Source organism: Streptomyces sp. NPDC002623 (assembly GCF_053592635.1).
Genome location: NZ_JBSFWB010000031.1, coordinates 99,219 through 107,012, shown reverse-complemented (window position 1 = coordinate 107,012; position 7,794 = coordinate 99,219). Strand labels below are relative to the sequence as shown.

Sequence of the window (7,794 nt, the reverse complement as noted above, 5' to 3'; positions counted from 1 at the left end):
AAGTTTTTTCGTTCGTGGGGGTGTGGTGTTTTGTGGTGTGCACTTGCGTTGGGGCCTCGGCCGGCCCGGCGACCTGGCCGCAGCGCTGCTGACGGCCGAGGCCCGCCGGGACCCGTACCCGTTCTACGCCCGCATGCGGCGCGAGAGCCCGGTCCACCGCAGCGACCAGGGCATCTGGTACCTCACCCGGTACGCCGACGTCGAGGCGGCCCTGGGAGACCTGCGGCTGTCCAACGACCGGGACCGGATGACCCGCGCCTACGGAGCGCTCGGCGGCGACCTGAAGGCCTTCAGCAGGATCACCGACCGGCTGGGGCGGGTGATGACCAACACCGACCCGCCGGACCACGCCCGGCTGCGCAAGCTGGCCAACCGCGCCTTCACCGCCCGGCGGGTCGAAGCCCTGCGCGACGGCATCCAGCGGATCGTCGACCACCTCATCGACGAGGCGGTCGCGGCGGGGTCGTCCATGGACCTGATCGAGGCGGTCGCCTCCCCGCTGCCGCTGTCCGTCGTCTGCGAGTTGTTCGGCATCCCGCCCGAGGACCGCCGGCAGGTGAAGGGTTGGTTCCGCCGCTTCGGCCGGCTTTCCGAGGACCTCGACAAGTCCGAGGCGGCGATCGAGCAGTACGAGGAGTACCTCGCCCGGCTCGTCCGCCGACGCCGGGCCGAACCGGGCGACGACCTGGTCAGCGCCCTGGTCGCGACGCAGGCGCAGGACGACCGGCTCACCGACTCCGAACTGCTGTCCACCTGCTTCGTCCTGATCACCGCGGGCGACGAGACGACCACCCACCTGGTCGGGAACGGCATGCTCGCCCTGCTGCGCCATCCCGGCCAGCTGGCCCGGTTGCGTGCGGACCCGGCGCTGATCCGCACGGCCGTCGACGAACTCGCCCGCTACGACACGCCGACCCAGGCGATCGTCCGGGTCGTGGCCGAGGACGTCGAGATCGGCGGGCGGACGCTGCGCGAGGGCGAGCTGGCGTACCTGTTCCTCGCCTCTACCAACCGTGATCCCGAGCGCTTCGAGGAGCCCGACCGGCTCGACCTGTCCCGCCCCGGCAACCGGCACCTGAGCTTCGGCAACGGCCCGCACTTCTGCCTCGGCGGTCCGCTGGCCAAGCTCCAGGCGGAGGTGGCCGTCGGCACGCTGGTCCGCCGGCTCCCGCAGCTTCGGCTGGCCGACGGGGCGGCCCTCGAATGGCGGCCCAACCCACTGCAACGGCGACTGACGGCCCTCCCGCTCACCTACTGACGCATGAACGACGACGAAGGAGAACCGACCATGGCCAAAGAGTTCGAGGTCCGCCGGGAGCAGAACCTGACCGCCACACCCGAACAGGTCTGGGACGCGGTCGCCACCGGCGCCGGCAACCTCGGCTGGCTGTACCCCATGGAGGTCGAGCCGCAGGTCGGCGGAAAGGTCACCCGGGGGGACGGCACCGTCGTGGCGTGGGAACCGCCGCACCACTTCGCCGTGCGGGTGGCCATGGACGACGGGTTCTCCAACACGCTCACCTACCGGATCGAGCCGCAGGGCGCGGGAAGCAGCCATCTGCGGATGGGAATCCACTGGGTGCACACGGGAGTCGTCGACGACTACTGGGACGTCAAGGCGGATGCGGCCGAGAAGCACGTCGACTTCTACCAGCACGGCCTCGCCGAGTACCTGAGGCACTTCGCCGGCCGCCCCGCCGTCTACGTCAAGGCCGCCCGTGCCGAGCGCACCGACGACCCCGCCGACTTCGCCGCGCTGCGCCGACGCCTCGGTCTCACCGACGACGCGACCGTCGGCGACCGGCTGTCGCTCGACCTCCCGGGTGCTGACGGCGTCTCGGAGGAGGTGGTCGTGGACTGGCTCAGCCCCGACTTCGTCGGCCTGCGCGGCCCGCACGCGCTGTACCGGTTCTTCAACGGCAGCTCCTGGAACTGGCCGATCTGGCTGGGCCACCACCTGTTCGCCGAGGACACGGACGAAGAGCAGATCACCAAGGTGTGGAACGCCTGGCTCAACGGCGCCTGACGCGTCGCCCGACACAACCCCCGAAGGACCCCTGGTGGAAACAGTGCTCTACGCCGCCGAACTCGTCCAGGAGGACGGCGCCTACAAGCTCGTCGTGCAGGACGTGGTACGGGACACGGTCCAGGTCACCCCTGTCCCCAAATCCGCGGTGGACAGGCTGCCGGTCTTCCTGTCGGCGCTGAGTTCCAAGCTCGGCTCCGCGCCGGCAGGCAGCCGCTGGTAGACGTCTCCCGACCGCACGGGCCGGTGCCGTCCGGCACAACAACTCACGGACGGCACCGGCCCCGTCGCGCCCCGGGTCAGCCCGTGCCGGAGGGGAAATGGCACGCGGCGCGGTGCGGCCGGCCGGCGGCGTCCTGCTGGGGGTCCCGTGCCGCGCAGACGTCCCGTCCGGGACGCCGGTTCGGCCCGACGGGGCAACGCGGATGAAAGCGGCATCCGGGCGGTGGTGCCGCGGGGTCGGGCGCCTCACCGGAAAGGAGCGGTTCCCCGACCGGTCGTCCTCCGCCGTGCAGGCTCGGCACGGCGGACAGCAGCGTCCGGGTGTAGGGATGCCGTGGGCTGCGCAGCAGGTTCTCGGTGGCGGCGGTCTCGACGATCCGACCGAGGTACATCACGGCGACGGCGTCCGACACATGGCGGACGGCGGTGAGGTCATGGCTGATGAACAGCATGGCGAAGCCCAGGCGTCGTTGCAGATCCCGGAGCATCGTGAGGAGCGCCGCCCGGACCGACACATCGAGAGCCGAGGTGACCTCGTCGGCGATGAGTACCGCCGGATCGACGGCTAGCGCGCGGGCGACGGCCACGCGTTGGCGCTGGCCGCCCGAGAGCTGCCGCGGCACTCGGTCGGCGCAGCCGGCGTCGAGACCGACGAGCTCCAGCAGGCCGCCGATGCGCTGTTCGCGGCTGCGGCGGTCCAGCCGGACGAAGGCTCCGGCCGCTTCGACGAGCGACTGACGGACCGTCATGCGAGGGTCCAGTGCCGTGTCCGGGTCCTGGAACACCAGTTGGACCTGCTGCCCCAGTCGGCGTCGATCGGCCGCCCGACGCCCGCGGTACTCCCGCCCACCGACCGTGATCCGCCCGGCGCACGGACTGTCCAGCCCGACGACCGCCCGTGCCAGAGTGGACTTTCCCGAACCGGACTCGCCGACCAGGCCGACCGTCGTGCCCTGGGGAACCTCCAGTGACACTCCGTCCACCGCGGTGACCGGCCCGAACGGTCCGTGGTGGCGGACGGTGACGTCGTACAGCGCCAGCCCTGCCCGTTCCCTCAACTCTCCACCTCTTCGGTCTCGTGCCGTCCGCCGGGCGGTGCCGCGGGCAGCGGCCGCCAGCAGGCGACCTCGTGCCGGGCGCCGAGGGGGACCGACACGGGGCTGTCCTCGGCGCACCGATCCAGTCGATGAGCGCAGCGGTCGTAGAACGAGCAGCCCGGGATCTCGCCGTACGGATCGGGTGGTCCCCCCTCGATGGTGGGCAGGGGGCGGTCCCGGTCAGCGGTCATGTCCAGGACCGAGGCGACGAGCATCCGTGTGTAGGGGTGCCGTGCGCCGGTCGCCAGCGCACGGGCGGGAAGGTTCTCCACGATCGTTCCCCCGTACATGACCAGAACCCGGTCGCAGGCGTCGGCCACCAGGGCGATGTCGTGGCTGATGAGGAGGATCGCGGTGGCGTCGTCGCGCCGGACACGGCGGAGCAGGTCCATGATCTGCCGCTGCACGGTGACGTCCAGGGCTGTCGTCGGCTCGTCCGCGATGATGAGGTCGGGCCGCATCATCGAAGCGGCGGCGATCGCCACGCGCTGGCGCTGACCGCCGGAGAGCTGGAAGGGGCGGGATGCCATCAACCGACGCCCGCCGGGCAGCGCGACCCGCTGAAGCTGGGCCTGGGCCTGCTCGACGGCCTGGGCGCGAGGAGTGCCGTGGTGGGCGCGCACGGCCTCGGTCAGCTGCGTTCCGATGCGGAGGGACGGGTTGAAGGCCGAGGCCGGGTTCTGGAAGATCATCGCCATGCCCGTCGCCAGGTGTCGGCGTCGCTCCTTGCGTGACAGCGACTCGACGTCCGCGCCGAGAAACCGGTGGGCTCCCCAGGTCGCGCGGGCGCCGTCCGGCAGCAGGTCGGCGATGGCGAGCGCCGTCATCGACTTGCCGGAGCCGGACTCGCCGACCAGGCCGACCATCTCGCCGCGCCGCAGGGCGAGAGTGACGCCGCGGACGGGCCGGACCACCCGGTCCTCCGTGGGAAGGACAACCCGCAGATCCTCCACCTCCAGCACCTGGTCCGCGGCTGCCGGGCGGTCGGTTCGTGCCGGGGGCACCGCGGGTTCTTCCGGTTGCCGTGGGCGGCCGCGTCGCGCGACGGCTCCGGCCAGCACCTCTCCGAGCAGTTGGAACGCGACGGAGGCGTAGACGATGGCGATGCCGGGCGCCACGGCGGACAGCGGTTCGGTGTAGATGCGGTCCAGCCCCTGGCTCAGCAGGAGCCCCCAGTCGTACGAGGGGGGCTGCACCCCCAGTCCGAGGAAGCTCAGTCCCGACAGGGCCACGAGGGCCGAGCCCGCGGCGACCGTGGTGTTGAGCATCAGCGGTTCGGCGATGTGGGGCAGGACATGACGCAGGAGGAGCCGGTGGCGGCGCAGGCCCAGGACCCGCGCCGCCGCCATGAAGTCGGTTCCGGCGACTTGGGCGGCGAGGGTCTGCGTGATCCGCGCGAAGCCCGGTGCACAGGCGACGGCGAGTGCGCACACCGCCCCACCCGCGCCCGCGCCGAAGAGGGCCGCGAAGAACATCGCGACGAGGAGCGCGGGGAATGCCAGCAGGAGGTTGATCAGGGCTCCCAGCAGGCGGCGGGCGCGCCCGCCCACGACGGCGGTGAGCGCGCCGAGTGTGATCCCGGCCGTCGCCCCGAGGAGTGTGGCCGACACTGCGAGCAGGAGGGAGAGCCAGGTCGCCGAGAGCAGTCGGGCGAGCAGGTCGCGCCCGAGATGGTCCGTGCCGAGCAGATGACCCGCGGTGGGCCCCCGCAGCACCGCCGACGGGTCCGGACGGTCGGCGGCCTGCCCCCACAGCACGCCCCCCGCGACGGCCAGTGCGGCAAGCGATCCGAGCATGACCAGGGTGAGCACGCCCATCGGTGTGGCCCAGCGCGATCGGGTCGCGCGGGACCGGCCGACGGTGGCGCGCGGCGGGAGCGGGGAAGGGGAGGACAACGCCATCGGATCACGTCTCCCGGATGACCGATCGGGGGTCGAGCAGCGCGAGAGCCAGATCGACCAGGAAGTTGACCACGAGTACGGCCGAGCCCAGCACCAGAACCGACGCCTCGACGACCGCGTAGTCCTGCGCGGCCACGGACTGGGCCATCGCCGAGCCGATGCCCGGCCAGGCGAACACCTTCTCGACCAGTACGGTCCCCGCGATCAGGGCCGGCAGGAGATTCCCGGCGAGCGTCAGCGACGCGGTCAGCGTGTTCGGTGCCACATGGCGCAGACAGAGCGGGACGGCGGGCAGCCGCTTCGCGCGGGCGGCACGCACATAGTCCGTCGCGAGGACCTTGAGCGTCTCCACCCGTACGATCCGCAGCAGAACCGCGGTGGGAGCGAGCGCCAGCGCGAGCACGGGCAGCACGTAGGACCGGGGGCCGAGGTCGCCGGCCGCGGGAAAGATGCGCAGGGCGACCGCCAGGCCCGCGGTGAGACCCGCCGCCAGCACGAAGTCCGGCATGCCCGCCACGACGGAGGTGGTGGTGAACGCCAGCTCCGCCCGGGGCCGGCGTCCTCCGCGTGTCCACATCGCGGCGAGCAGTCCCCCGGGGAGGGCTACGACGAGTACGCAGGCGAACGCCAGGACAGCCAGCAGCAAGGTGGCCGGCAGACGTGCCCTGATCAGCTCGGCCACCGGCTCTCCGGTGACCAGGGAGACCCCGAGATCCCCGTGGGCCAGGTCCCGCAGATACTGTCGGTACTGCGCCGACAGGCCCTGATCCAGACCGAGTTCATGTCGTTTCGCCGCCACCAGGTCCGGCGGGGCGTCCACGCCCAGCGCGGCCCGGACGGGATCTCCGGGCACCAGCCGGATCATCGCGAAGGCAGCGGTGACGACCACGAAGAGGGAGACCGCCAGCCGCACCGCACGCCGGCCGCAGAACACCACCCACGGGTGACGCCGGGCCAGGGCGCCGAGCCGCGCGGACACGGTCGTCATGGGAGACCTCCTCTGCCGGTGGTGGTCGGCCGCGTGCGACGTCCGCCGCCCGCTATCTGTGCAGGCGGATGCTGGTCGGTACGATCCGGCCGCCGGGCGCGACGGCGAAGGTCGTCCGGTAGCCGTACACCGTGCTCGTGCTGTCGGCGACGGGCAGCACGTCGGCCGAGCGGAACAGCGCCGCGGCGGCCCTGTTCCAGTCCGCACAGCTGGCCGTGCCGGGCTCTCGCAGGGCCAGGGCGACGAAGCGGTCGTAGGCCGGGTTGGCGACGTGCGCGAAGTTCAGCCCCCGCGACGGCGCAGGACCGGAGAAGTACGGGACGAGCTGCACGGGCAGGGGCGGACCCGGCGAGCTGCCGACCACGACGTCGAAGTCGCCGCTCTGGTACATGGCCTGTACCACCGCGTTGCGGCTCTCGCTGACGAGGTCGACGTCCGCGCCCAGCGCCTGCCAGGTGACGGCCATCAGTTCGGCGACCGACGGAAGCGTGGAGCCGAAGTCGGCGCTGCTGAGCAGCCGCAGCCGCAGCGGCCTGCCGTGCCGCACCAGCCTGCCCCGCGCGTTCTTCGTCCAGCCCGCGGCGCCCAAGGCCGCCACGGCGTCGCGCGAGGGCAGGTGGCCGCCCGCCACGTCGGCGTGGCAGACGGAGTTCACGGCGGTCAGGTGGCTCGCGGGCGATCCGTCGCCGCCGACCGCCACATTGGCGAGGCCCTTGCGGTCCAGGGCGCCCACCAGTGCCTGACGCAGCGCAGGGTCGCTCAAGGGACGTCCGGACCGTTCGTTGAAGAAGGTCAGCCCCACCACGGTCGGCACCTGGGCGGTGGCCAGGCCACGGCCGGTCAGCCGCGCACGGTCCGGGCCGGTCACCATCGCGATGTTGACTCCGCCCGTGAGCAGCAGATTCGCCACCGTGGACTCCTGTGGCACCACCGACACCACGATCCGCTCAGGCTGTCCCGGGGCCGCGTTGGTCGCTCCGCGCGGCCCCCACGCATACCCCTTGCGCCGGGTGAAGCGGTACGGACCGCCCGAGGTGTAGCCGCTCAGCACGTACGGCCCGGTGCCCTGCGTGCTCCTGTCCAGCGCGCCGGGGTCCGCCAGACCGGCAGGGCAGACGACGGGCGCCAGACCGATCGTCCGCTCGATGAAGCTGTACGGCGACGCCATCCGCACCGACACCGTTCGTGCCGCGTCGTCGGCCGACACCGTGAAGGGCACACCGGGCAGTGCCGCCCGGGCGCCGACGAGCCCGTTGCGGGGATCGCCCGCATAGCGCAGCGACCGGGCCACCCCGGAGGCCGTGAGGATCGTGCCGTCGGAACAGGTCACACCGCTGCGGAGCGTGAAACTCGCCGCAGTGGCTCCGACCCGCCACTTCTCGGCCAGCCCCGACACCACCCGCCCGTCCGGCGCCGTGGTGACCAATGAGTCGTAGGCGTAAGGAGCCAGGGCCGAGCCGAACTGCGAGTACGGATGAAAACTCGGGGTCTCGGAGGCGATGGCGATCGTGACGGTGCCCCCCACGACGACAGGGGTGTGTGTCGATGACACGTCGCCGA

The 7,794-nt window shown here is 72.2% G+C and carries 7 protein-coding genes; 3 read left to right on the top strand and 4 right to left on the bottom strand.

The window, feature by feature from the left end:
* Positions 1 to 37 precede the first annotated feature (37 nt).
* Genes ACWD4O_RS38105 through ACWD4O_RS38095 form a run of 3 tightly spaced genes read left to right on the top strand, consistent with a single transcriptional unit; the run spans position 38 to position 2,249 of the window.
* Positions 38 to 1,258, top strand: a complete 1,221-nt coding sequence (locus tag ACWD4O_RS38105) for a cytochrome P450 (RefSeq protein WP_451287276.1) — start codon at positions 38 to 40, stop codon at positions 1,256 to 1,258.
* A 30-nt stretch (positions 1,259 to 1,288) separates the two neighbouring features.
* Positions 1,289 to 2,026, top strand: a complete 738-nt coding sequence (locus ACWD4O_RS38100) for an SRPBCC family protein (protein WP_451287275.1) — start codon at positions 1,289 to 1,291, stop codon at positions 2,024 to 2,026.
* Positions 2,027 to 2,060: 34 nt separating this feature from the next.
* Entirely contained in the window at positions 2,061 to 2,249 is a 189-nt protein-coding gene (locus ACWD4O_RS38095) for a hypothetical protein (protein ID WP_451287273.1), read from the top strand.
* A gap of 76 nt (positions 2,250 to 2,325) precedes the next feature.
* On the opposite strand, the gene ACWD4O_RS38090 is transcribed toward ACWD4O_RS38095, so the two are convergent.
* Genes ACWD4O_RS38090 through ACWD4O_RS38075 form a run of 4 tightly spaced genes read right to left on the bottom strand, consistent with a single transcriptional unit; the run spans position 2,326 to position 7,786 of the window.
* Positions 2,326 to 3,306: an oligopeptide/dipeptide ABC transporter ATP-binding protein gene (locus ACWD4O_RS38090; RefSeq protein ID WP_451287271.1), complete on the bottom strand. Its 981-nt coding sequence runs from the start codon at positions 3,304 to 3,306 to the stop codon at positions 2,326 to 2,328.
* Positions 3,303 to 5,246: a dipeptide/oligopeptide/nickel ABC transporter permease/ATP-binding protein gene (locus tag ACWD4O_RS38085; protein WP_451287269.1), complete on the bottom strand. Its 1,944-nt coding sequence runs from the start codon at positions 5,244 to 5,246 to the stop codon at positions 3,303 to 3,305. The genes ACWD4O_RS38090 and ACWD4O_RS38085 overlap by 4 nt, the downstream gene beginning before the upstream one ends.
* A 4-nt stretch (positions 5,247 to 5,250) precedes the next feature.
* The gene (locus ACWD4O_RS38080) at positions 5,251 to 6,234 is read right to left on the bottom strand and encodes an ABC transporter permease (RefSeq protein ID WP_451287267.1); all 984 of its coding nucleotides are present in this window, start codon (positions 6,232 to 6,234) and stop codon (positions 5,251 to 5,253) included.
* 52 nt (positions 6,235 to 6,286) lie between these two features.
* A complete protein-coding gene (locus ACWD4O_RS38075; RefSeq protein ID WP_451287265.1) occupies positions 6,287 to 7,786 on the bottom strand; it encodes an ABC transporter substrate-binding protein in 1,500 nt (499 codons plus the stop codon).
* Positions 7,787 to 7,794: the final 8 nt, after the last annotated feature.